Source organism: Mesorhizobium waimense (genome assembly GCF_003601975.1).
Classification (GTDB): Bacteria; Pseudomonadota; Alphaproteobacteria; order Rhizobiales; family Rhizobiaceae; genus Mesorhizobium; species Mesorhizobium waimense.
In genome coordinates this window covers 95,367-118,379 of sequence record NZ_QZWZ01000012.1, presented here as the reverse complement: position 1 = coordinate 118,379, position 23,013 = coordinate 95,367, and the positions used below count along the sequence as shown (strand labels likewise).

General features: G+C 62.7%; 24 protein-coding genes. 3 read left to right on the top strand and 21 right to left on the bottom strand.

All coding sequences use genetic code 11. From position 1 onward, the window contains the following. Positions 1 to 2 precede the first annotated feature (2 nt). Positions 3 to 2,006: a hypothetical protein gene (locus D3227_RS17120; RefSeq protein ID WP_120015252.1), complete on the bottom strand. Its 2,004-nt coding sequence runs from the start codon at positions 2,004 to 2,006 to the stop codon at positions 3 to 5. Then, positions 2,003 to 3,535: an NAD(P)H-hydrate dehydratase gene (locus tag D3227_RS17115; RefSeq protein ID WP_120015250.1), complete on the bottom strand. Its 1,533-nt coding sequence runs from the start codon at positions 3,533 to 3,535 to the stop codon at positions 2,003 to 2,005. Before D3227_RS17115 ends, D3227_RS17120 begins: the two co-directional genes overlap by 4 nt. 356 nt (positions 3,536 to 3,891) lie before the next feature. Between D3227_RS17115 and D3227_RS17110 the strand changes: the two genes are divergently transcribed. Then, positions 3,892 to 4,230, top strand: a complete 339-nt coding sequence (locus tag D3227_RS17110) for a P-II family nitrogen regulator (RefSeq protein ID WP_006205430.1) — start codon at positions 3,892 to 3,894, stop codon at positions 4,228 to 4,230. Positions 4,231 to 4,281: 51 nt separating this feature from the next. Beyond that, positions 4,282 to 5,691, top strand: a complete 1,410-nt coding sequence (glnA, locus tag D3227_RS17105; protein ID WP_006205431.1) for a type I glutamate--ammonia ligase — start codon at positions 4,282 to 4,284, stop codon at positions 5,689 to 5,691. A gap of 232 nt (positions 5,692 to 5,923) precedes the next feature. Here the strand turns inward: glnA and D3227_RS17100 are convergent, their stop codons facing one another. Together D3227_RS17100 and D3227_RS41610 are read right to left on the bottom strand one after the other, a co-directional pair. Continuing rightward, complete coding sequence (locus D3227_RS17100; RefSeq protein WP_120015249.1) at positions 5,924 to 6,964, bottom strand: glutamine synthetase beta-grasp domain-containing protein; 1,041 nt, start codon at positions 6,962 to 6,964, stop codon at positions 5,924 to 5,926. Position 6,965: 1 nt separating this feature from the next. Further along, positions 6,966 to 7,337 carry a hypothetical protein gene (locus tag D3227_RS41610; protein WP_167480725.1) on the bottom strand — a complete coding sequence of 124 codons (372 nt, stop codon included), beginning with the start codon at positions 7,335 to 7,337 and terminating at the stop codon, positions 6,966 to 6,968. Here D3227_RS41610 and D3227_RS17090 point away from each other — a divergent pair. Then, on the top strand, positions 7,336 to 7,470 hold the full coding sequence (locus tag D3227_RS17090; RefSeq protein WP_245451781.1) for a DUF2735 domain-containing protein: 135 nt from the start codon (positions 7,336 to 7,338) through the stop codon (positions 7,468 to 7,470). The two genes, D3227_RS41610 and D3227_RS17090, sit on opposite strands and share 2 nt — an antisense overlap. Positions 7,471 to 7,558: 88 nt before the next feature. On the opposite strand, the gene D3227_RS17085 is transcribed toward D3227_RS17090, so the two are convergent. From D3227_RS17085 to rpsE, 17 genes are all read right to left on the bottom strand, one after another. Next, positions 7,559 to 9,448 carry an MFS transporter gene (locus D3227_RS17085; RefSeq protein WP_120015245.1) on the bottom strand — a complete coding sequence of 630 codons (1,890 nt, stop codon included), beginning with the start codon at positions 9,446 to 9,448 and terminating at the stop codon, positions 7,559 to 7,561. A 194-nt stretch (positions 9,449 to 9,642) separates the two neighbouring features. Beyond that, positions 9,643 to 10,434, bottom strand: coding sequence for an ATP12 family chaperone protein (locus D3227_RS17080; protein ID WP_120015244.1), 792 nt, complete (start codon positions 10,432 to 10,434; stop codon positions 9,643 to 9,645). An 11-nt stretch (positions 10,435 to 10,445) separates the two neighbouring features. After that, positions 10,446 to 11,303, bottom strand: a complete 858-nt coding sequence (locus tag D3227_RS17075; protein WP_245451786.1) for a DMT family transporter — start codon at positions 11,301 to 11,303, stop codon at positions 10,446 to 10,448. A 62-nt stretch (positions 11,304 to 11,365) separates the two neighbouring features. Then, positions 11,366 to 12,346, bottom strand: a complete 981-nt coding sequence (locus tag D3227_RS17070) for an RluA family pseudouridine synthase (RefSeq protein WP_120015242.1) — start codon at positions 12,344 to 12,346, stop codon at positions 11,366 to 11,368. Between the two features lie 39 nt (positions 12,347 to 12,385). Next, positions 12,386 to 12,760 carry a fluoride efflux transporter CrcB gene (gene crcB / locus D3227_RS17065; RefSeq protein WP_120015241.1) on the bottom strand — a complete coding sequence of 125 codons (375 nt, stop codon included), beginning with the start codon at positions 12,758 to 12,760 and terminating at the stop codon, positions 12,386 to 12,388. Positions 12,761 to 12,788: 28 nt separating this feature from the next. Next, the gene (locus D3227_RS17060; RefSeq protein WP_120015240.1) at positions 12,789 to 13,619 is read right to left on the bottom strand and encodes an aspartyl/asparaginyl beta-hydroxylase domain-containing protein; all 831 of its coding nucleotides are present in this window, start codon (positions 13,617 to 13,619) and stop codon (positions 12,789 to 12,791) included. A gap of 214 nt (positions 13,620 to 13,833) precedes the next feature. Next, a complete protein-coding gene (locus D3227_RS17055; protein ID WP_120015239.1) occupies positions 13,834 to 15,144 on the bottom strand; it encodes a replication-associated recombination protein A in 1,311 nt (436 codons plus the stop codon). Positions 15,145 to 15,187: 43 nt separating this feature from the next. Continuing rightward, on the bottom strand, positions 15,188 to 16,681 hold the full coding sequence (locus D3227_RS17050; protein ID WP_120015238.1) for a DegQ family serine endoprotease: 1,494 nt from the start codon (positions 16,679 to 16,681) through the stop codon (positions 15,188 to 15,190). A gap of 183 nt (positions 16,682 to 16,864) precedes the next feature. Continuing rightward, on the bottom strand, positions 16,865 to 17,296 hold the full coding sequence (rplQ, locus tag D3227_RS17045) for a 50S ribosomal protein L17 (protein WP_023682598.1): 432 nt from the start codon (positions 17,294 to 17,296) through the stop codon (positions 16,865 to 16,867). Between the two features lie 43 nt (positions 17,297 to 17,339). Then, on the bottom strand, positions 17,340 to 18,350 hold the full coding sequence (locus D3227_RS17040; RefSeq protein ID WP_120015349.1) for a DNA-directed RNA polymerase subunit alpha: 1,011 nt from the start codon (positions 18,348 to 18,350) through the stop codon (positions 17,340 to 17,342). A gap of 99 nt (positions 18,351 to 18,449) precedes the next feature. Beyond that, entirely contained in the window at positions 18,450 to 18,839 is a 390-nt protein-coding gene (gene rpsK, locus D3227_RS17035; protein WP_006205444.1) for a 30S ribosomal protein S11, read from the bottom strand. Between the two features lie 128 nt (positions 18,840 to 18,967). Further along, a complete protein-coding gene (rpsM, locus tag D3227_RS17030) occupies positions 18,968 to 19,336 on the bottom strand; it encodes a 30S ribosomal protein S13 (RefSeq protein ID WP_006205445.1) in 369 nt (122 codons plus the stop codon). A gap of 196 nt (positions 19,337 to 19,532) precedes the next feature. Then, positions 19,533 to 20,132, bottom strand: a complete 600-nt coding sequence (locus D3227_RS17025; protein ID WP_120015237.1) for an adenylate kinase — start codon at positions 20,130 to 20,132, stop codon at positions 19,533 to 19,535. Then, the gene (gene secY, locus D3227_RS17020) at positions 20,129 to 21,469 is read right to left on the bottom strand and encodes a preprotein translocase subunit SecY (protein WP_120015236.1); all 1,341 of its coding nucleotides are present in this window, start codon (positions 21,467 to 21,469) and stop codon (positions 20,129 to 20,131) included. Before secY ends, D3227_RS17025 begins: the two co-directional genes overlap by 4 nt. 192 nt (positions 21,470 to 21,661) lie before the next feature. Next, positions 21,662 to 22,135, bottom strand: a complete 474-nt coding sequence (rplO, locus tag D3227_RS17015; RefSeq protein ID WP_120015235.1) for a 50S ribosomal protein L15 — start codon at positions 22,133 to 22,135, stop codon at positions 21,662 to 21,664. Positions 22,136 to 22,157: 22 nt separating this feature from the next. Then, positions 22,158 to 22,355: a 50S ribosomal protein L30 gene (gene rpmD / locus D3227_RS17010; protein ID WP_006205449.1), complete on the bottom strand. Its 198-nt coding sequence runs from the start codon at positions 22,353 to 22,355 to the stop codon at positions 22,158 to 22,160. A gap of 25 nt (positions 22,356 to 22,380) precedes the next feature. Beyond that, the gene (gene rpsE, locus D3227_RS17005; RefSeq protein ID WP_006205450.1) at positions 22,381 to 22,944 is read right to left on the bottom strand and encodes a 30S ribosomal protein S5; all 564 of its coding nucleotides are present in this window, start codon (positions 22,942 to 22,944) and stop codon (positions 22,381 to 22,383) included. Positions 22,945 to 23,013: the final 69 nt, after the last annotated feature.

Genomic DNA, 23,013 nt, shown 5'->3' with positions numbered 1-23,013 from the left:
CCCTATTCCTCTTCCGCCGCGCCGAACCCCGCGCCCATTGTGGCATGCGCTGCACTCGCCCATGGCGTTGCGTGGTTGTCGATGCGCATCTGGAAGATGAAATAGGTCGGCGAGCAGAAGCCGATGCCTTTCACCTTGCCGACGCCGGGCGTGTCCGGCGGCAGTGACTGGCACATATAATCCTCGCGGCAGAAATGATCGGCCGAGCAGGCCGGGCGATTGCCGCGATTGACCGCGCCGCCGAGGCACTGGTCGAAATTGTTGGTCGCCACGCAAGTATCGAACTTTTTCCCGCCGACCAGCCCGCAGATCTCGCTGGGCATCGGCTTGCCAGCCTTGAAGGCGGCAAAGTTGCGATCCTTGTCGTCGCAGCCGCGATAGGCGATGCCGGCCGGCACGCCGATCTTCGGCGGACGGCAGGTATAGGCGGTGCGTGAAATATCGGTCGCGAAAGCCGCGAACTGCCCGGTGATCTTGTAGCGATCGTTGAAAGGCCGCGTCGCATTGCTGGCGATCGAGCCGGTCAGGCAGGGATGGCCGGAGAACATGTCCTTGCTGTCCTTCGGCAGCAGGCATTGCGCCAGCTTGGTGCGCACCCCCGATGCGGTGGCAAGCGGCGTGCAGACGGTGCCGCCACCGCACTGCCAGGTGGCGCCGAAGCGGGCGGCGTCCTCCGGCACGAGGCACGGCATCGCCATCTCAGCCGGCGCGTAGTCGACCTCGCCTGCGTCCGTCCAGGCGGCTGGCGGCGCGAAGGACAGCGGCCTGAACCGGTTCGGCTCCTTGCCCTCGGCCATGGCACGCAGCCAAGCCTGGCGGCGCGGTATGTCGGCATGGAGGTGCGGCGAGATACCGACCTCGATGCGGTTGAGCGGCGACGTCGTTCTGTCGTCGAGGCCGATGAAATGAAAGCCGGCGGTCGAGCCTGCCTGATGGCAGCCCTGGCAGGCGCCATTGTCCAGCCGCTCGACCAACGCCTCCGGCGTGCGCACCAGCTTCAGCCCGGAATAATCGAGCCCTGCGAAATCCGTTGGCTGGAATAATGGCGTAAACGGATGGTTGGCCTGCCTGGCGCTGCCGAAAGTCGACCACGAGATGACCTTCTTGGCCAAGAATTCATCGGGGATTTCGTAGATACCGAGATCGACCGCCGCGACGTTGTCGCTGATATAGTCGGCGAGCCTTTTCTTGAGCGCGGCGTCTTCCGCTAGCCGCGCCGTATCCGGCGTGTTTTCCAGCGGCATCTCGGCGATGGCGGCACCGTCGAAGTCGAATATCCGCATCAGATAAGCAGCCTGTCCGCCGAACTCCGTCTCCTGGCCGGAGGGAAAGCGGACCACCTGAGCATTGAGCTCGAGCTGCTTGAAGCTGAGGCCAGCCTTTTCCAGCGGCCCTCCAACAAGCCAACCGGCATCGACGCTCTCATCGAGCTGCGGCGTCCAGCGCCCGGCGACGCCGACACAGCCGCCATCGGCATCCGGCGCGACACTGTAGACGGCACTGAAATTGAACGGCAGGCGCGAGGCCAGCACCTTGCCTTTCTTCCTGAAGCTGTAGGCAAGCCGGTAGATGAACCGCACCTCGCCGCAGTTGCTTTCGCCCTGCACGTCAGCGAAATCGCGCCGGTCGAGCCGGTTGATGACACCGACCAGTCGGAAGCGCGCCGCATCGGTCTTCAGCCAGAGCATATCCATGACGCGGCCGACATTGCCGTCGGTCACCTCGTAGAGCGGCCGCCCGCCGGCCTTCATCTCCGCCCGCAAAGCGGCGACGTCGCCTGCCACCGTGTCGACGATCGCGTGATAGGCCGGCGACTCGTCATAGAGGGCTTTCAAATCGTCCTCGCCATCGACGGCGAAAACACCGGCAAAGCCAAAACCTTTGGCGTCAAGGGCGCCGAGAACCGCCGGATCGTCGACGATGGTCACCGGGCCCTCGGCACGCGCCGCATGGGCCAAAGAGAGCGCCACAAGAAATCCAGCAATCAGCGTGAAGCTGTGGATCATCCAGCGATTTCCTTGCGGCTGCCGATCAACTCGCGCAGCACCGGCACCATGGCAAGCGGCAGGTCCTCGGCGATCAGCCCGGGCCCGAAGCGGCTGCCCGCCTCGGCATGGATCCACACCGCGGCGCAGGCTGCCTCGAGAGGTCGCATGCCCTGCGCCAGCAATCCTGCAATTATGCCCGCCAGCACATCGCCGGAGCCAGCGGTGGCGAGCCAGGACGCACCATTGTTGTTGATCGCCGCCCGACCCTTTGGTGCTGCGATGACCGTGTCGGCGCCTTTGTAGACGACGATGGCATTGGCACGTGCGGCCGCCGCGCGCGCCTTGGCCAGCTTGGACAGGCTGTTGTCCGCGGCGATATCCGGGAAGAGCCGGCCGAACTCGCCCTCATGCGGCGTCATCACCAGCGCCGGGGCTTCCGAACGGCGCGCCGCTTCGAACAGCGTATCCGGCTCGTCGCGAAATGAGGTGATGCCGTCGGCATCGAGCACAAGCCCGTCGATCCCGCCGGCGGCATCGGGCCGTCCGGCACCCAGTATAGCCAAGGCAAAACCCCGGGTCCTGTCACCAACCCCAAAACCGGGGCCGAGGACGAAGGCCGATGGCCGCCGTTCTCCGATGAAAGTATGCACGTCCTCGATCGTATCGGCTTTGCGCAGCATGATCGAGGTAAGGTGCGCGGCATTCACCTGCATGGCGTTCGCAGGCGACAGCACCGTCACCGCCCCTGCCCCGCTCCTGGCGGCAGCAAGCGCCGAGAGCCGCGCAGCACCCGTCGCCGATGGCCCGCCGGAAAAGACGCCGGCATGGCCGCGTTTGTATTTGTGCGCATCGACCGCGGGCACAGGAAGCGTGTCCAGCCAAAGCGCCGGCACGTTCTCGAAGGCCTGCGTCTTGAGTTGCGCAATGATCTCGACGCCGATGCCGATGTCGGCAAGCACGATCTCACCGCACAGCTCGCGCCCGGGCAGCAGAAGATGGCCAGGTTTCTTGCGCGCGAATGTAACGGTGACGTCGGCGTGGAACGCCTGACCTAGAATATTGCCGCTTTCGCCGGAAACGCCGGAAGGCAGGTCGACGGCGACAACAGGCAGGTTCAGCGTCGTGGCGATTTCGACTGCCCGGGTTGCATCGCCCGACAGGGGCTTGGACAGCCCTGCTCCATAGAGCGAGTCGACCACTACCGCGTTCTTCTCGGCGGTGAATGCCGACAGGAGCCGGGGCGAGAGCGGACATTCGGCAGCTGCAATGGCCGCATCGCTGTCCGTCCTGGGCGGACCGGACGCCCACACCGACACATCGACGCCGCTGTTATGCAGCACGCCGGCAACGACATAGCCGTCGCCGCCATTATTGCCCGGACCGCACAGAACATGCACGCGCCTCGCTGCCGGATAGCGCGCCATGACCTCGGCGGCGACCGCTTCGCCAGCACGCCGCATAAGGCCGAAGCCATCCAGCGGACCGGCGGCGATTGCCTGCCGGTCGGCTTCGCCCATTTCGGCCGGAGACAGAAGTTCGTTGCTCATGGATTGCCGTCCGCTTTTCAATCGAGCATTGTCCAGTTTTCAGTCTGACGCAAACGCTGGGAGGCGGATTGCGAGAGCGAAAGCATCGTTGGAGGAACGAAGCACCGCGAAAACTGCCCGAAAAATGCGCTAATTGCCTAAATATTGGGCGGACGAGCGCCACCGCAGTGACTAGGCTTTAAGTGTCCATGCCGCTTCCAATGCAGCGAATGACGCGAATATGCATCGGGTTGCGGCATGGTGTCGAAATCGCGTGATACCGCTTTGTTTCAGCCGAAATTGGCACAGTTCGTGCTTGAAGGAGGCGCAAGCGGGGCTCACAACCCGTCTTTTTGGCAGTGGAGGCCATTTTTTACATGAAAAAGATCGAAGCGATCATCAAGCCGTTCAAGCTAGACGAAGTGAAGGAAGCGCTTCAGGAGGCCGGGCTGCAAGGCATCACCGTCACCGAGGCCAAGGGCTTCGGCCGACAAAAGGGCCACACCGAACTTTATCGGGGCGCGGAATATGTCGTCGATTTCCTGCCCAAGGTGAAGATCGAGGTCGTGCTCGGCGACGATGCGGTCGAAGGCGCGATCGAGGCCATCCGCAAGGCGGCGCAGACCGGCCGTATCGGCGACGGCAAGATCTTCGTCTCCAACATCGAGGAAGTTGTTCGTATCCGCACCGGTGAAACGGGTATGGACGCCGTCTGAGCTTTCTGATTTCAGTTTCCTCGAACCGTCAGCACACAGGGAAGAAATGACATGACGACAGCCAAAGACATCATGAAGCAGATCAAGGACAACGACGTGAAATTCGTCGACCTGCGCTTCACCGATCCGAAGGGCAAGCTGCAACACGTGACGATGGATGTAGTCGAGGTCGAGGAAGACATGTTCGCTGATGGCGTCATGTTCGACGGCTCCTCGATCGCCGGCTGGAAGGCGATCAACGAGTCCGACATGGTGCTGATGCCCGACCCTGACACGGTGCATATGGACCCGTTCTTCGCCCAGTCGACCATGGTCATCCTGTGCGACATCCTCGATCCGGTCTCCGGCGAATCCTACAACCGCGACCCGCGCGGCACCGCCAAGAAGGCCGAGGCCTACATGAAGTCCGAAGGCATCGGCGACACCATCTATGTCGGTCCGGAAGCCGAGTTCTTCGTCTTCGACGACGTCAAGTACAAGGCCGACCCCTATAACACCGGCTTCCGGTTGGATTCGACCGAACTGCCGTCCAATGACGACACCGACTACGAGACCGGCAACCTCGGCCATCGTCCGCGCATCAAGGGCGGCTATTTCCCTGTACCGCCAATCGATTCCGCGCAGGACATGCGCTCGGAAATGCTCACCGTGCTCGCCGAAATGGGTGTGCGCGTCGAAAAGCACCACCATGAGGTCGCCGCCGCTCAGCACGAACTCGGCATCAAGTTCGACACGCTGGTCCGCAACGCCGACAAGATGCTGATCTACAAATATGTCGTGCACCAGGTCGCCAACGCCTATGGCAAGACGGCTACCTTCATGCCGAAGCCGATCTTCGGCGACAACGGCTCGGGCATGCACGTCCACCAGTCGATCTGGAAGGGCGGCAAGCCGACCTTTGCCGGCAACGAATATGCCGGCCTGTCGGAAAGCTGCCTGTTCTACATCGGCGGCATCATCAAGCACGCCAAGGCGATCAATGCCTTCACCAACCCGCTGACCAATTCCTACAAGCGCCTGGTGCCGGGCTATGAAGCGCCGGTGCTGCTCGCCTACTCGGCGCGCAACCGCTCGGCCTCCTGCCGCATCCCGTTCGGCTCGTCGCCGAAGGCCAAGCGCGTCGAGGTCCGCTTCCCCGATCCGGGCGCGAACCCCTACCTCGCCTTCGCCGCCATGCTGATGGCCGGCCTCGACGGCATCAAGAACAAGATCCATCCGGGACAGCCGATGGACAAGGATCTCTACGACCTGCCGCCGAAGGAACTGAAGAAGATCCCGACCGTCTGCGGCTCGCTGCGCGAAGCCCTGCAGAGCCTCGACAAGGACCGCGGCTTCCTGAAAGCCGGCGGCGTCTTCGACGACGATCAGATCGACAGCTACATCGAGCTCAAGATGGCCGAGGTGATGCGCTTCGAAATGACCCCGCATCCGGTCGAATACGACATGTACTATTCGGTTTAAACTTCTGATCGGATTGAGATTTGAAGCCCTCGGAGGTCACTCCGAGGGTTTTTTCTTTGTGGCCTAATGGCCATTGTGGCTCAATGGGCCCTCAACCTGGCGGAGCCGATCCATCGCATTGTTGCCGGCCGTAAATCATCCCACAACAAAAGCCCCGGCGTCTTCGCCAGGGCTTTCCAGGAGCCGGTTTAACAGCACGGTGCGGCCATCCGGCCCGTACCGTGGCTAAGGGTCAGGCGGCAGCCGATACCTCGCCGCTGGCCGGAACCGACGCGATCGTCTTCAGGATCTGCGAAGCGATCTGGTAGGGGTCGCCCTGCGAGTTCGGGCGACGGTCTTCCAGATAGCCCTTGTAGCCGTTGTTGACGAAGGAGTGCGGCACGCGGATCGAGGCGCCGCGGTCGGCGATGCCGTAGCTGAACTTGTTCCACGGCGCAGTCTCGTGCTTGCCGGTCAGACGCTTGTCGTTGTCCGGACCGTAAACGGCGATATGATCCATCAGGTTCTTGTCGAAGGCCGCCATCAGCGCTTCGAAATAGGCCTTGCCGCCGACTTCGCGCATATAGGCGGTCGAGAAGTTGGCATGCATGCCCGAGCCGTTCCAGTCGGTGTCGCCGAGCGGCTTGCAGTGATATTCAATGTCGATGCCGTATTTTTCGGTCAGGCGCTGCATCAAGTAGCGAGCCATCCACATCTGGTCGGCGGCCTTCTTGGAGCCCTTGCCGAAGATCTGGAATTCCCACTGGCCCTTGGCCACTTCGGCGTTGATGCCTTCATGGTTGATGCCGGCGGCGAGGCACTGGTCGAGATGCTCCTCGACGATCTGGCGCGCGACCGAGCCGACATTCGAAAAGCCAACGCCGGTGTAATAAGGGCCCTGCGGCGCCGGATAGCCGCTCTCCGGGAAGCCGAGCGGACGGCCGTCCTTGTAGAAGAAATACTCCTGCTCGAAGCCGAACCATGCGCCCTCGTCGTCGAGGATGGTGGCGCGCTTGTTGGAGCTATGCGGCGTCACGCCATCGGGCATCATCACTTCGCACATCACCAGCACGCCATTGGTGCGGGCCGGATCCGGGAACACGGCGACCGGCTTCAGCACGCAGTCGGAGCTGTGGCCTTCGGCTTGCTGCGTCGAGGAACCGTCGAAGCCCCACAGTGGCAGCTGCTCGAGCGTCGGGAACTCGGCGTAATCCTTGATCTGGGTCTTGCCGCGAAGATTGGGGACCGGGGTGTATCCATCGAGCCAGATATACTCGAGCTTGTATTTGGTCATTCTAGAGCCTCTCGGTTGCTTGACCACCGCACACGGTGTCGATGCACGGCCGGATCGAGCCGGCCTGCCGGTCCGTTAAAATGCAAATCGTGTGCCACTCGCGCTCCAGCGGGTGCGGCAAAATGGTCGGGGGCATCGCGTTGAATTTGCTGAGCCGCCTCAGCATTGCGTCCAGATCAATCAAAAGCACTGCGTGCATAAATATTGGGCAAATATTGATCTTTTCGTAGGCATATTGCCTAACTGAATCGCAAAACCTATCTTGGGGAAAGGTGAATCGGCAAGTTCCTAAGGAAGAAGGGGAGCCGGCAATGGAAATCGTCTCTGGACGCCCATCGGCAAAAATCCTGATGTTCCCAACGGCAGCGCGCATGTCTGCCTCAAATTTAGGCGCAAAGGCCAAGTTCGCGGCAGAGCTTGCCTCGCTGCGCAACACGCATGCCGATTTTGACGGCTGGTACCATGAGGCCGCAATCGAGGAAGAGAACCAGCAGCGCAAGAGCTGATCTTTTCCTGCAACGCTTTCGCATGAAAAAGCCCGGCGTGATCGCTCACGCCGGGCTTGGCTTTTTAGCTAGAGGCGACTGATCAGCCCTACTGCTTGGTGTGCAGGTTGGTGCCGAGCGTATCCCTGACGAAGATCATGCCTATGATCAGCGACATCGCCGCGATCACCACCGGATACCAGAGGCCGTAGTAGATATCGCCTCGGTAGGCGCTGAGCGCGAACACCGTTGCCGGCAGCAACCCGCCGAACCAGCCATTGCCGATGTGATACGGCAGCGACATGCCGGTGTAGCGGATGCGGGTCGGGAACATCTCGACCAGGATAGCCGCGATTGGTCCGTAGACCATGGTGACGAAGATGACGAGGATGAACAGGATGCCGATCGTCATCGGCCAGTTCACCGCCGCCGGATCGGCGAACATGGCGAAGGCGCCGCCGCCCGGTATGTTGTAGACGGTGACCTCGGGCGCGCCGGCGGCCTCGTCGGCGGTCAGGAGCTTGTCCTTGATCGCCTGCTCGGTCGGAACCGTCGCCTTCTCGCCGGCGCGGATTGCGGCGGCATCGAGCTTCAGCTCAGGGTTGGCAGCGACAAAGGCATCGAGCTTCTGGTCCGTTACCTTGGCGGCAGCACGCTTCAGCGGATAGCCGCCGTCCTGCAGCGACATGTTGACGGCCTTGATGAAGGCGGTTTCCTTGGCCTTGGCCTGATCGCCGGCGGCGATCGCGTCGTAGGACTCCACGGTCTCGTTGCCGATCTTGACCGACGCGGCGGTTCCCGGTGCTGCCGTCGCCACAACGTCATAAGGAACCGAGTTCTTGGTCAGGAACGACGTGGCGATATCGCAGGATGTCGTGAACTTCGCCGTGCCGACCGGATTGAACTGGAACCTGCAGTCGCCCGGTGCGGCGGTCACGGTTGCACGCGTGTTCTGCTGCGCGGTGGCGAGCGCCGGGTTGGCCGCCCAGGTCAGCGCCTTGAACAGCGGGAAGGTGCAGACGATGGCCAAAGCGAGACCCGCCATGATGATCGGCTTGCGGCCGATCTTGTCCGACAGCCATCCGAATACGACGAAGAAGATCGAACCCACCGCCAGCGCGATGGCGATCATGATATTGACCGACTGCGCATCGACCTTGAGCACGTTGGTCAGGAAGAACAGCGCGTAGAACTGGCCGTTGTACCAGACCACGGCCTGGCCGGCGGTGAGGCCGAGCAGCGCCAGCAGCGCGATCTTGGCATTCTTCCATTGACCGAAGGCTTCCGTCAGCGGCGCCTTCGAGCCCTTGCCCTCGTCCTTCATGCGCTGGAAGGTCGGCGATTCAGACAATGAAAGCCGGATCCAGATCGAGATGCCGAGCAGCACGAAGGAGACGATGAATGGAATACGCCAGCCCCAGGCAGCATAGTTTTCCTTGGTCAATGAAGCCTGCACGATCAGGATCACGACCAACGACAGGAACAGGCCGAGCGTGGCCGTCGTCTGGATCCACGATGTATAGTAGCCGCGCCGGTCGTCTGGCGCGTGCTCGGCGACATAGGTGGCCGCACCGCCATACTCGCCGCCCAGCGCCAGGCCCTGCAGCATACGCAAGATGATCAGGATCACGGGAGCCGCGATGCCCAAAGTTGCATATCCAGGCAGCAAGCCGACCAGGAAGGTCGACAGACCCATGATCGTCATGGTGACAAGGAAAGTATATTTGCGGCCGACAAGGTCACCTATGCGGCCGAACAGCAGCGCGCCGAACGGGCGCACCAGGAAACCGGCGGCGAAAGCAAGCAGTGCGAAGATATTGCGCGTCGCTTCCGGAATGGTTGGGCTGAAGAAAGTCGAACCAATGAACACTGCCAGCGAACCGTAGAGATAGAAATCGTACCATTCGAAAACGGTGCCGAGCGAGGAAGCGAAGATGACCTTCTTCTCCTCTCGCGTCATGCCGCGGCTGGTTTCGCCGGCGGTCGATGCCATTGCCATTGATATGTCCTCCCGTGAGATCCCGTCTGTCCTCGATGGTGCGGGGGTAATTGTCCGCGTTCTCCTCGAAAACGCGGACTCAGTGCAGCCATCGGCGCAAAAAATGACAGAAAGCACCGCCCAGAGGCAGACCAACCTTGGGATTATGACTTTGGTCTAATGTGCAGTGCAAAAAGGAAGCCGGGAAACGATCGTCAGCCGTTGAGCGCGTCGAGAAGACTGATCGCTGCCAGCATGTCACGCTTGCGGGCCGACCGGCGCGCGACGGCCTCGGCATCCTGGCCCCAATGCTCGACCTGCCAGTCCTCATCGACATGGCCGGCAGCCCAGGCCGCCTCGCCGTCGAGCTCGCCGAAATCGACCGCCAGCGCCAGCAGCGCCGAACCGGTCAGCGACGTCATGACATGGATAGCGGCCAGCCGCACCGGCTCCTTGCGCTGGGCAAGGTGGACGCCCAGCACCGCGATGGTCTCGCGCGGCTGCTCGACATGGATGATGCCTTCGGCAAGGTTGAAGCGAGCGCCAAGCGCGGTCCGCGCCCAGTCGATGACCGGATCCCAACGCTCGTTCTGGCGATCGACCAGCCCTTGCGGCGCGTCGGCGCGATAGCAGAGGAGATCGGACGAGGCGAAGCGCAATATGTCCTCCAGCACCGCCTGCGGGTCGCTGGCGACGCCGTCGATGGCCGTGTTGACGAGACGCATCACCGGCATCGAAACCGGATCGATGGTCTCGCCCTGCGCGTCGAACTCTCCGGCGACCAGCGCCGCCGCCTTCTCGGTCGGCAGCGCGAGCAGCGCCTTGCCGGGCGTGCGCACCGGCCTGCCGTCGAGATGAACGGCAAATCCGTCATCGGCCGGCGCGACCGAGACGTCCTTGTAGAAGCGCTTCGGCAGCGGCGTCTTCATCTGAATCTGGGCGCGGCGCACCGGGTCCGGATCGGACAGCTGCTTTCCCGCTTCGAGGTCGTTGAGGATATCGCGCATGCCAGAACTTCCTATCCGGGGATTTGCTTGCGCACCGGCCGGTTGACGATGATCAGTCCGGCCGCGATCAGGCCGAGTGCCAGAAAGATACGCACGGTCAGCGGCTCGCTCAAGATCACGGCGCCGCACAGCACGCCGAACACCGGCGACAGGAAGGTGAAGCTCGACAGGCCGGATGCCGGGTAGCGCCTGAGCAGCCAGAACCACAGCACATAGGTGAAGGCGACGACGTAAACGGCCTGGAACAGCAGCGCCAATGTCGGCAATGCGGCAAAGTCGCGGATTGATGGGCCGGCGAAAGGCAGCACCAGGACACCGACGACGACGGCACCGGCCAATTGATAGAGCAGCGACTTCTCGGCGCTGGTTTCGGCCAGCTTCGAGCGCTTGATGACGATGCTGGTCAGAGCCCAGAGGATGCCGGCGGCGAGGCTGAGAAGGTCACCTGTCAATGTCGAGCCACCGACGGCACTCATCTTGTCGGAGAAGACCGCGGCCAGTCCGCCAAATGCCAGAAGAAGGCCGACAAGCTTGCGCCCCGTGATGCGCTCGTCGAGCAGAAAGTGACCGCCGACCAGCACCCAGAATGGCATGGTGTTGACCAGAAGCGTGTTGCGGGCAACGGTGGTGTGTTCGAGCCCGACATAGAGGCACAGGAACTCGACGCCAAACAGCGCGCCCACCAAGGCCCCCGAGACAAGGGTTTTGTCCGGCGTAAACAGCGCAATACCGCGCCAGCGGCACCAGCCGAATACGCAGAGGCCGCCGATGATCGAGCGTGCGATCGACAGGAAAACCGGGTCGTAGCCTGCATAGGAGATTTTTGCGGCGACGTAGTTGAGCCCCCAGGAAAACGTCAGCCCGACCATGATGGCCGCCGCCGCCAGGTCGACCGCGTCGCGACGATCCAATGCGGGCGCAATTGCCAATCTCAGTCCTCCGCGCTGGCGTCGTCGAAGCCGATCAGGTTCCAGCTCTGGCGCATATGCGGCGGCATCGGCGCGGTCACATCGATGACGCCCTTGTCCGGGTGCGGAATGACGATGCGCCGCGCATGCAGATGCAGGCGATTTTGAATGCCGCCCGGAAAGTCCCAGTTGGTATCGGCCTCGAAATATTTGGGGTCGCCGATGATCGGGCAGCCGATATGGGCGGCATGAACGCGAAGCTGGTGGGTACGGCCGGTATAGGGCTCCATTTCCAGCCAGGTCATCGTCTGTGCCGCCTGCTCGATGACGCGATAATAGGACACGGCGTGATCGGCGCCCTTTTCACCATGCGCGGCCACGCGCACCCTATCGCCGTCCGCGGTCGGCTCCTTGATCAGCCATGTCGAGATCTTGTCCTCGCGCTTCGGCGGAACGCCCTTGACCAGGGCCCAGTAGGTCTTCTTGGTCTCGCGCGCCCGGAACGCCTCGGAGAGCTTCATCGCAGCAAGCCGCGTGCGGGCAACGACCAGCACGCCTGACGTGTCGCGGTCGAGCCGGTGCACCAGGCGCGGCTTCTCGCCCTTCTGGTTGCGCCAGGCTTCCAGCATGTCGTCGACATTGCGGGTGACGCCCGAGCCGCCCTGGACGGCCAGACCCGCCGGCTTGTTGAAGACGAAGACCTTCGGATCTTCATGGATCAGCATCTTGGCGAGCACGTCGGCATCGCCCTGGTTGCGGATCGAGTGCCCGGTGAGCGGGCTCTCGCCCTTCTTGTCGACTTCGAGCGGTGGCACGCGGACCATCTGGCCGGGCTCGACACGCGTGTCGGCCTTCACCCGGCCGCCATCGACGCGGATCTGGCCGGAGCGCAGCAGCTTCTGCAGATGGCCGAAACCGAGACCCGGGAAATGGGTCTTGAACCAGCGATCGAGCCGCATGCCCGCCTCGCCGGCCTCCACTGTGATCTGCTCTACGCCTGCCATTTTTCTCGCTTTACCGTCTGGGAAGCCGCGGCAATAGCACTATGAAACGGTTCTTGCGAGCCAAAGACCCAGAAACAGGGCAAAGATCGCGCCAATGACGCTGACAAGCGCGTATCCGAACGCCGGCAGCGCCTCGCCCCGCCCCCACAGCGTCGCGAAATCGAGCGAGAAAGCCGAAAAGGTGGTGAAGCCACCCAGGATGCCGGTGGCGATGAACAGCCGAAGCTCGTTCGATCCGCCGCGCCGCGCCATGATCGCAATGAACACGCCCATGGCAAAAGAGCCGACGACGTTGATCGCCATCGTGCCCCAGGGAAAATTCGGGCCGGCAAAGCGCAATGCGGCGAAGTTCAGCAAATGGCGGATACCGGACCCAATGGCCCCGCCCACGGCAACGAGAAGGAGATCAATCATCGCCGGTCTACCGTCCTTGATCGCTATTTCAGTTCGCGCCGACCTTCTTCGGCTTGCTGGAGCCGATCATCTTCCAGTTCTTGTAGAACATGGAATTGATCCGCTCGACGCTGACCGAGACGATGGCAAGCAGCGCCGAAATCAGGCGCGGAAACGGCGACGGACGGATGATGTCCATGAACACGCAGTAGCGGCGCCCGTCATATTCGTTGACCGAGCGGTGCAGCAGCGTGTCGTCGAAAATGTACAGCGGATTGTCGTGCCAATAGTTCTTGACGTTGTTGCACTCGACGAAAACCTCGGCTTTCACCGGGATGAGGTTGTAGAGGATGCGCAGGCTGAGGCGCAGTGGCCCGAAATGCCAGGAGGTCGATTCCTTGCCCCTGAAAACGGATACGGCGATCGTCTTTATATATTTGAAATCCTTGTTGAATTCGGCGACGTTATCGATCTTGTGCCTGCCGTACCACTGGTAGACATACATGCCCCGGCGGCCGGTGCCGAAATTGGCATCGATATCGGCGATGATCTCATCCTTGCGCGACTTGAAGACGTCTAAAACCTCGTTGACCTCGCGCTGATAGTCCGCTGGAAACTGCTCCAGCTTCCACACGCCCGGGTTCCTGTAGCAAAGCAGGTCGACCAGTAGGTTGAAGGGCGACAGCAGCCAGGTGAAGATGCCGTTGCCGAGGAAATAGCCGCGGAACAGCGACAGGTTCTTGTTGGCGTTGCGTAGGACGTCGATCAGGCCGCAGACGATCCAGATCGTGGTCAGGATCGGAATGAAGTAGAAACCGAGCGCAAGCAGCGGCACCGCTATGACCAGCTGGCGAAGGGATTTGCGAAGCGTTTTTGTCATTTTCTGCTCGCGCCGGGCGCGCTTCCTGTTCCGAATGATTATCACCAAGAGACTTGGCAGCGACCACCGCCCAGGTCGTGCGCCTTGATAAGGTTTTTTGTTTCCCGGCACAATGCCATCGCATATCGCCCAAACGGCCGGCGGCCATCGCGAACAGTAATATTTGGAGTACGTCGCTCCACTTCAGATCAGTGGACGGCCGCGCGCGCCAAGCCTACCTTTCCCGCTCGCTGCGCAGCTTCGCCCAATACTCCAGCCGCTTGCGGATATCGCGCTCAAAGCCGCGCTCGGGCGGGTCGTAGAAGGTCCGCCGGCCCATCTTTTCCGGAAAGTAATCCTGACCGGAAAAGGCGTCTGGCTCGTCATGGTCGTAGCGATAGCCGGCGCCGTAATCCTCTTCCTTCATCAATTTCGTCGGCGCGTTGAGGATGTGCTTGGGCGGCAGCAGCGAGCCGTGCTCCTTCGCCGCCTGCGTCGCCGCCTTGAACGCGGTGTAGACGGCATTCGACTTCGGTGCGGTGGCCAGATAGACCGTGGCCTCGGCGAAAGCGAGTTCGCCCTCGGGCGAGCCCAGATAGTCATAGGCATCCTTGGCGGCGTTGGCGACGACCAGCGCCTGCGGGTCGGCCAATCCGATATCCTCCATCGCCATGCGCACCAGCCGGCGCCCGAGATAGAGCGGATCCTCGCCGGCGTCGAACATTCGCGCCAGATAATAGAGCGCCGCATCCGGGTCGGAACCGCGCACCGACTTGTGCAGCGCCGAGATCAAATTGTAGTGGCCGTCCTGGCCCTTGTCATAGATCGGCGCGCGGCGCTGGACGATGCGCTGCAGGCCCTCCGGAGTGAACACCTCGCCGGCCTTGGCTGCCCGCCAGACTTCCTCCGCCAGCGTCAGCGACGCACGGCCGTCGCCATCGCTCATGCGTATGAGCATCGCCCTCGCCTCGTCGTCAAGCGGCAGCTCCCTGCCCTCGGTCTCCTCGGCGCGCACCAGGAGTTTCGCGATGCTCTCTTCGCCCAGCGAATGGAACACCAGCACGCGTGCGCGGGACAGAAGCGCGGCGTTCAACTCGAAGGACGGGTTCTCGGTGGTGGCGCCGACCAGCACGACCGTGCCGTCTTCCATGACCGGGAGGAAACTGTCCTGCTGGGCGCGGTTGAAGCGATGGATCTCGTCGACGAAGAGCAGTGTCTGGCGGCCATTGGCGCGGCGCAGTTTCGCCGCCTCGAACACCTTCTTCAGGTCGGCGACACCGGAAAACACCGCCGATATCTGTTCGAAGGCGAGACTGGTTTCGCCGGCGAGCAATCGCGCGACCGTGGTCTTGCCGGTGCCTGGCGGGCCCCAGAAGATCATCGAGCCGAGCGAGCCGGAACCGATCAGCCTGGTCAGTGCACCATCCGGCCCGGTCAGGTGCTCCTGGCCGACGACCTCGCCAAGGTTTCTCGGGCGCAGCCGGTCGGCCAGCGGCCGGCCGGGCGGCGTCCTTTCTGGTTCATCGACGCTGAACAGATCGGCCATGCTGGTCTTTTGGTTGGAGCCGGACGCCCTTCAGGCGCCGGGCTCAGTAACGCAACACCTGGCGCAGTATCTGCCCGCCGCGCTCGACGGTAAAGCGCCACCAGCGCGTATCCTGCTGGGCTATCTGTGCCAGCGTCGCTGCCGTATCGATGGAAGTACCATTCACTTCACGCACGATGTCGCCCGGCTGGAAGCCGAAATCGGCGGCGGGCGAATCGCGATTGATATCGACCACGGCGATGCCTTTGACGTCCGTGCGCAGGCCAAGCCGCTGCGCAAGCCGGGGCGACAGTTCGGCGACCTTGGCGCCCGAAAACGGACTGCGGCCGTGCAGCGTCACTTCGGAGGCCTTGGCGCCCTCCGGCGCCCGCTCCAGCGCGATGTCCATCGTCGCCTGCTGGCCCTTGCTCAGCACGGCGAAGCTGGCCTTGGTGCCAATCGACAGCGTCGCCATCCGGTAATCCAGCGCCTCGATGCTTTCGACAGACGTGCCGTTGAGCGACAGCACGACATCGCCAGGCTTGAGGCCAGCCTTGCCGGCAGGTCCGGCTACATCGACGGACGAGACCAGCGCGCCGGTCGGCTTCTCCATGGCCAGCGATTCAGCGATCTGCGGCGTCACCGCCTCGAATTCGGCGCCGATATAGGGCCGCTCGAAGAAGTCGAGCCCGGCCTTGGCGGCGTCGGCGAAGGCGCGCACCATGTTCGAAGGGATGGCAAAGCCGATGCCGATCGAGCCGCCACTGCGGCTGTAGATCGCCGTGTTGATGCCAACCAGCTGGCCGCCCATGTTGATCAGGGCGCCGCCGGAATTGCCGGGGTTGATGGCGGCATCGGTCTGGATGAAATAGCCCGAATCCGAAACGCCGATATGGCTGCGCGCAAGTGCGGAAACGATGCCGCTGGTGGTGGTCTGGCCGACACCGAACGGATTGCCGATGGCCAGCAACAGGTCGCCGACCTCGAGCGCGTCGGAATCGCCGATGGCAATCACCGGAAACGGCTTGTCGGAAGCAATCTTGAGCACGGCCAGATCGAGCGTCTCGTCCTTGAGCATGACCTTGCTGGTGAACTCGCGTCCGTCCGCAGTCGCCACCTTGACCTCGTCGGCGCCCTTGATGACGTGGAAATTGGTGACGATCACACCACTTGGATCGACCAGCACGCCGGAGCCCAGCGAGGATTGCGCGCGTGGCTGCGCCCGCCCGAAGAACTCCTCGAAGAACGGATCGCCTTCGAAGGGCGACGTCACCTTGGCCGTCTGCGAGGCATAGACATTGACCACGGCCGGCGCCGTCTGCTTGACAAGCGGCGCAAAGGACAGCTGCACCTCCTCGCGGCCGAACGGCACACGCTTGTCGGGGCCGGAGGTCGCGTTCTCGCCCTCGACGCCATGCAGCAGATCGGTCAGCACGTCGGACAGGCCAGGATCGGCGGTCTTGGGGGCGTCTTCGGCCAGCGCCTGCCTGGCAGCCGGCACGAAGGCCAGCGCCATGAGGGCGCAGATCAGTACAAGGGACAGCCGTTTCATGCGCATTCCGAATCCTCCAAATCGGGCGCCATTGTCCCGACGATTGTGCAAAATGAAAGGCTAATGCACTGAAATCCGATTATTATCGCGGAAAAGCCTGGGCTTGGGCCGCGCAGTCGTCCAGGCGCTGGCTCCAGAATGCAAGAAGGGGCCCGCGGGCCCCTTCGAACATTCTCAGATACCAGAGCCTTATGCGGCTGCGGCTTCCTCGTCGGTGCCTTCGGCCTCGATGCGGGCGCGGTCGCCGGCGCCCTTGGCCGAGGTATCGCGGTCGACGAACTCGATGACCGCCATCGCGGCGTTGTCGCCGTGGCGGAAGCCCGCCTTCATGATGCGCAGATAGCCGCCGTTGCGGGTGGCGTAGCGCGGCGCGATGGTGTCGAACAGACGCTTGACGACGCCTTCATTGCCGATCTGGGCAATCACCTGGCGGCGCGCATGCAGGTCGCCGCGCTTGCCGAGCGTCACCAGCTTCTCGACGATCGGACGCAAGTCCTTCGCCTTCGGCAGGGTGGTGACGATCTGCTCGTGCTCGAGCAGCGACACGGCGAGGTTGGCAAACATAGACTTGCGGTGGCTTATGCTGCGGGCGAACCGGCGGCCTTTAAATCCGTGGCGCATGGCTCTTCTCCTTCATTCCGGGTTCAGGAAGCTCTTTCGAGCCTCAATATTGATCTTCGTAGCGCTTGGCGAGGTCTTCGATGTTTTCCGGCGGCCAGTCCGGCACTTCCATGCCGAGGTGCAGGCCCATCGCCGCCAAGACTTCCTTGATCTCGTTCAGTGACTTGCGGCCGAAGTTCGGGGTGCGCAGCATCTCGGCTTCGGTCTTCTGGATCAGGTCGCCGATATAGACGATGTTGTCGTTCTTCAGGCAGTTGGCCGAACGCACCGAAAGCTCGAGCTCGTCGACCTTCTTGAGCAGTGCCGGGTTGAAGGCGAGCTCGGTGACGGCCTCGGCCGCGACTTCCTTCTGCGGCTCGTCGAAATTGACGAACAGGCCAAGCTGGTCCTGCAGGATGCGGGCGGCGAAAGCCACCGCGTCTTCGCCCGAGATCGAACCGTCGGTCTCGATGGTCATGGTCAGCTTGTCATAGTCGAGGACCTGGCCCTCGCGGGTGTTCTCGACCTTGTAGGACACCTTCTTGACCGGCGAGTACAGGCTGTCGACCGGGATCAGGCCGATCGGCGCGTCCTCGGCGCGGTTGCGATCTGCCGGCACATAGCCCTTGCCGGTGTCGACGGTGAATTCCATGCGGATTTCGGCGCCTTCGTCCAGCGTGCAGATGACGTGGTCGGGGTTGAGGATCTCGACGTCGCCAACCGTCTGGATGTCGCCGGCCAGAACCGCGCCCGGGCCCTGCTTGCGCACGACCATGCGCTTGGGGCCATCGCCTTCCATGCGGATGGCGATTTCCTTGATGTTGAGCACGATGTCGGTCACGTCCTCACGCACGCCGGCGATGGACGAGAATTCATGCAGAACGCCGTCGATCTGCACGGCGGTTACAGCCGCACCGCGCAGCGAAGACAAGAGCACGCGACGCAGGGCATTGCCGAGCGTCAGGCCGAAGCCGCGCTCCAGCGGTTCGGCGACCAGCGTGGTCAGCGTCTTCTTCTTCGCCGAGAACTCGATCTTGTTCGGCTTGATCAGTTCCTGCCAATTTTTCTGGATCATGATGCTTTCCTTCCGTTGCCCCGCCACCATCCAATCGTGGCGGGCGACCTGGAATGCCGCGGAGGAACGCTTTTGGCGTTCGCGCGGCGTTCGGTAATTTTAGACGCGGCGCTTCTTGCGCGGGCGGCAGCCATTGTGCGGGATCGGCGTCACATCACGGATCGAGGTGATGGTGAAGCCGGCCGCCTGCAGGGCGCGCAACGCCGATTCACGACCGGAGCCGGGTCCGCAGACCTCGACCTCGAGCATGCGCATGCCGTGTTCCTGGGCCTTCTTGGCGACGTCTTCGGCAGCCATCTGGGCCGCGAACGGGGTCGACTTGCGCGACCCCTTGAAGCCCTGGGCACCGGCCGACGACCAGGCGATCGAATTGCCCTGCGCGTCGGTGATGGTGATCATCGTGTTGTTGAAGGTCGAATTGACGTGGGCAACGCCCGACGAGATGTTCTTGCGTTCGCGACGGCGAACACGAGCGGCTTCCTTGGCCATGGTATTCCTTTCAGTTGATCTCTACACCGCCGTAGTGCCAGCGGCTCCACCCTTCCCGTTTTTCAGTTGCCGGGAAAACGCAACCGGCAGCCGAGGCTGCCGGGCGAGACGGACAAGCCGTCCGAAACTTACTTCTTCTTGCCGGCGATCGACTTGGCCGGGCCCTTGCGGGTGCGCGCATTGGTATGCGTGCGCTGGCCGCGAACCGGCAGCGAGCGGCGGTGACGCAGGCCGCGGTAGCAGCCGAGGTCCATGAGCCGCTTGATGTTCATCGACACCTCGCGGCGCAGGTCGCCCTCGACCTGGTAGTCGCGGTCGATCGTCTCGCGGATCTGCAGCACTTCCGCATCGGTCAGCTGGTTGACGCGACGCTCGGCCGGGATGCCGACCTTGTCGACGATCTCCTGGGCGAACTTCTTGCCAATGCCGTGAATGTACTGAAGCGCGATGACTACGCGCTTGTTGGTCGGAATGTTGACGCCGGCTATACGAGCCATGTTCTTCTCTTCTCCATATGGGCCGGACGAACCGGCGCTTCAGTTGCCCCGCGTCCGGTGGAGGCCGGCCCATGCGGGAGTTTCCAGTTCAAAGCGGCTGCCTTGCCCTTGCGGACAAGCAAAGCTTATGCCTGATGGAAGACGGGCCGCCATACCCCAGCGGACCGCCGCAGTCAAGCGCAATCGTCTACTTTCTCTATGCCGCCGCCTGGGTGACCGATCTGAGCACCGCTTCGATCTCTCTTGTCACCGTATCGATGTCGGCCATGCCGTCGACGCTCTTCAGCCTGCCCTTGGCATAGTAGTAGCCGATCAGCGGCGAGGTCTTCTTGTAGTATTCCTTCAGGCGCTCCTCGAACACCGTCGGATTGTCGTCTTTGCGCACCGGCTGTCCGGCCGCCTTGGCCTCTTCGGCACGCTTGACGATCCGGCCGACCAGCGCCTTGTCGTCGACGACAAGTTCGACCACCGCGTCGAGATGGAGGCCGCGGTCCGAGAGCATCGATTCAACCGCATCCGCCTGCACCAGGGTGCGCGGGTAACCGTCGAGAATGAAGCCCTTCGCGCAATCGGCCTGATCGATTCGCTCGGCCACGATGGCGTTGACGATGGCGTCGGAAACCAGCTCGCCAGCATCCATCACCGCCTTGGCGCGCTTGCCGACTTCCGTGCCGGCCTGAACGGCAGCGCGCAGCATGTCCCCCGTGGATAGCTGGGGTATGCCATGTTTTTCCACCAGTCTCTGTGCTTGCGTCCCCTTGCCCGCTCCTGGCGGCCCAAGCAATATCAACCTCATCTGGCCTTCTTCCCCCCGCGCAGCTTCGACTTCTTGATCAGGCCTTCATATTGGTGCGCGATCAGGTGGCCCTGAATCTGCGCCACCGTATCGAGCGTGACACTGACCACGATCAGAAGCGATGTGCCACCAAGGTAGAATGGTACGCCAGTCGCTGAAATCAGGAATTCGGGCAGCAGACACACCAGCACCAGATAGATGGCGCCGACGACGGTGATGCGCGTGAGAACATAGTCGATGTAATCGGCGGTGCGCTCGCCCGGACGGTAGCCCGGGATGAAGCCCGAATGCTTCTTGAGCTGGTCGGCGGTGTCCTTCGGGTTGAAGACGATCGCCGTGTAGAAGAAGGCGAAGAACGCGATCATCGCCGCATAGAACGCCATATAGAGCGGCTGGCCATGGCCGAGCGCCGCCAGGATGGTGCTTGCCCAGGCAGGCATGTTGGTGGTCTGCGAGAAACCCGCGATCGTTGCCGGCAGCAGCAGCAGCGAGGAGGCGAAGATCGGCGGGATGACGCCCGACGTGTTGAGCTTCAACGGCAGGTGCGAAGTGTCGCCCTGGAACATGCGGTTGCCGACCTGGCGCTTCGGATACTGGATCAGCAGGCGGCGCTGGGCGCGCTCGAAGAACACAATGAGCGCAATGACGACGACCGCCAGCACGATGATGGCCAGGATGAGGCCGGTCGACAGTGCGCCGGTGCGGCCAAGTTCCAGCGTGCCGGAAATGGCGTGCGGCAGGCCGGCGACGATGCCCGAGAAGATGATCAGCGAAATGCCGTTGCCGATGCCGCGCGCGGTGATCTGTTCGCCGAGCCACATCAGGAACATGGTGCCGCCGACCAGCGTAACGACGGTCGAGATGCGGAAGAACATGCCGGGATCGTTGACGATGCCGTTGCCGCCTTCCAGGCCGACCGAAATGCCGTAGGCCTGGACCAGCGCCAAGAGCACGGTGCCGTAGCGCGTGTACTGGTTGATGATCTTGCGGCCCTGCTCGCCCTCCTTCTTCAGCGCCTCCAGCGACGGGATGACCGAGGTCATCAGCTGCATGATGATGGAGGCGGAGATGTAGGGCATGATGCCCAGCGCAAAGATCGCCATGCGCTGCACGGCGCCGCCGGCGAACATGTTGAACATGCCAAGCACGCCCTTGCTCTGCGAGCTGAAGGCCTGGGCAAAAGCGTCGGGATTGATGCCGGGAAGCGGGATGTAGGTGCCGAGACGGTAGACGAGCAGCGCGCCGATGGTGAACCAGATGCGTTTCTTCAGGTCCTCCGCCTTGGCGAAAGCCGAAAAATTCAGATTCGAGGCTAGTTGTTCAGCAGCCGAAGCCATGCCTGATTCTCCGCTTGGTCACGCTCGATGGCCTGCCGCTCAGGCGGTGCGTGTCACCGAAGCTCACGAGATAAGCTCCGGACCTTGAACATGCAAGCGGCCGCGTTGACGCGGCCGCCTTATTGATCGGATCAAAGCGCGTTTCGAGGCAAAACCGAAGTCCGCACTTGCCGGTCGCGCTTCAAATCGCCGTTACTCGGCGGCTGCCTTTTCCGCCACCTTCACCGAACCGCCAGCCTTCTCGATCTTCTCGATCGCGGCCTTGGAGGCACCGGCGACGTCGAAGGCGAGCTTCGCCTTCAGTTCGCCATCGGACAGCACGCGCACGCCGTCCTTGACGCGGCGGATGACGCCGGCTGCGACGAGGGCCTCGGCCGTCACGGTCGCCTTCGCATCGAGCTTCTTGGCGTCGATCGCGGCCTGGATGCGGGCCAGCGACACGACGGTGAAGCTCTTGGCGAAGATGTTGTTGAAGCCACGCTTCGGCAGGCGCCGATAGAGCGGCATCTGGCCACCCTCGAAGCCGTTGACGGCAACGCCGGAGCGCGCCTTCTGGCCCTTGACGCCGCGACCGGCGGTCTTGCCCGAGCCGGAACCGATGCCGCGGCCGAGACGCTTCTTGGAATGCGTCGCGCCGTCCTTGTCACGCAGATCGTTGAGTTTCATCTTGCTTCTCCTGCGCTCTTGCTCAGCCCTCGTCCACGACGCGGACGAGATGCTGGACGGCAGCGATCATGCCGCGCACTGAGGGCGTATCTTCCAGCGTGCGCTGCTTGTGCATCTTGTTGAGGCCGAGGCCGACCAGCGTCGCGCGCTGCTCCTTCGGCCGGCGGATCGGCGAACCGATCTGCTCGACGGTGATGGTCTTGGTTGCTTTCTTGGCCATGGTCAAAATCCCTGGTCAGCGTCGACTATTCTTCAGTCGCGACGGCGGTGCCGCGGCGAGCCTGAAGGGTCGAATACTTGATGCCGCGCGCGGCAGCCACATCCTTCGGATGCATCTGGCTCTTCAGCGCGTCGAAAGTGGCGCGAACCATGTTGTACGGGTTCGACGAACCCATCGACTTGGCGACCACGTCATGCATGCCGAGCGTCTCGAAGACGGCGCGCATCGGGCCGCCGGCGATGATGCCGGTACCCTGCTTGGCAGCGCGCAAAAGCACGCGTCCGGCGCCCCAGCGTCCCTCGACGTCATGGTGCAGCGTACGACCCGAGCGCAGCGGCACGAAGATCATGTCGCGCTTGGCCGATTCGGTTGCCTTGCGGATCGCCTCCGGCACTTCGCGCGCCTTGCCGTGGCCGAAGCCGACGCGGCCCTTCTGGTCGCCGACGACGACGAGTGCTGCAAAACCGAAGCGACGGCCGCCCTTGACGACCTTGGCGACGCGGTTGATGTGGACGAGCTTGTCCACCATGCCATCGTCGCGCTCTTCGCGATCACGGCCGCGGCCGCCATCCCTACGTTCCTGTGCCATATCCTGTTCCTTGTTTTTTTCCGGAAGCACGGTTGATGATGATATCCGGTGCCTCTTTGGGTCACCGGG